Origin of the sequence: Duganella sp. CF517, from assembly GCF_900110275.1 — a bacterium.
Lineage (GTDB): Bacteria > Pseudomonadota > Gammaproteobacteria > Burkholderiales > Burkholderiaceae_D > Rugamonas.
Window position 1 is genome coordinate 1 of the sequence record NZ_FODC01000030.1, and the last position, 1,109, is coordinate 1,109.

1 protein-coding gene is annotated in these 1,109 nt (G+C 56.6%); it reads right to left on the reverse strand.

Annotated features, from left to right (window positions below; translation table 11 throughout):
• Positions 1 to 1,038 (reverse strand): IS3 family transposase gene (locus BMX85_RS29845; protein WP_229210740.1). Its coding sequence is split into 2 segments (ribosomal slippage), with 1,039 coding nucleotides annotated over them: positions 1 to 777 and positions 777 to 1,038; the frame shifts between segments, so codons are not numbered across the junction. This gene is flagged as partial in the annotation.
• Positions 1,039 to 1,109 lie beyond the last annotated feature (71 nt).

Below are 1,109 nucleotides of genomic sequence, written 5' to 3' on the forward strand. Positions count from 1 at the left end.
TGTTCGGCCGGTCGTGATTGTAAGTACATAGCCATCGGGTTGCAAAATCTTGTATCTCATCGAGCGTGTCGAACAAGTGATGGGCTAGCCAATCGTAGCGCACCGTGCGGTTATAGCGCTCGACATAGGCGTTCTGCTGCGGCTGTCCGGGCTGGATGAAGTCAATGCGGATGCCGCGCCTGGCGGCCCAGGCCAGCGTCACGGCGCTGATGTACTCTGGGCCGTTATCGCAACGAATGACCAGTGGCTTGCCTCGCCATTCGATGATCCTGTCGAGCGACCGGATCACCCGTTCAGAAGGCAGCGAGAAGTCGACCTCGATCCCGAGTCCTTCGCGGTTGTAGTCGTCGATCACGTTGAACAAACGGATGCTTCGGCCATCAGCAAGTTGGTCGTGCATGAAGTCCATCGACCAGGTCTGGTTGATCTGCGTGGGCACGGCCAGCGGCAGCGGTTTTTCCCGCACCAGGCGATGCCGCGGCTTGATCCGCAGGTTCAATTCCAGTTCTCGGTAGATCCGGTATACGCGCTTATGGTTCCAGCCGAACGACTTCACGTTGCGCAGGTACAAGAAGCACAGTCCGAAGCCCCAGTTACGCTCGCTAGTGGTCAGGCGCACCAACCAATCGGCAATGATTTCGTTCTCCGCGTTCAGCTTGGCTTCGTAGCGATAGCAGGTTTGGCTGATGCCAAAAGCCAGGCAAGCGACCTTGATGCTCATGCGGCCTGCCTCAACATAGTGGCGCGCCATCTCACGTCGGCGAGATGGCTTCACCACTTTTTTGCCAAGGCCTCCGCAACGATCTCGGCCTTCAGACGCTCCTCGGCATACATCTTTTTCAGGCGACGATTTTCATCTTCCAGCTCCTTCATGCGGGCCATCAGCGAGGCATCCATGCCGCCGAACTTGGAGCGCCACTTGTAGAACGTGGCATTGCTGATGCCGTGCTCGCGGCACAGCTCAGGAACCGGCGAGCCGCCCTCGGCTTGCTTGAGGATGGCGATGATCTGGCTATCGGTAAAACGGGACGTCTTCATGCAGAACTTTCAAAAAATCTGAGTTTAGAAAATTCTACTTTTAAACGCGATCATTTGCTGGGGGGATTACC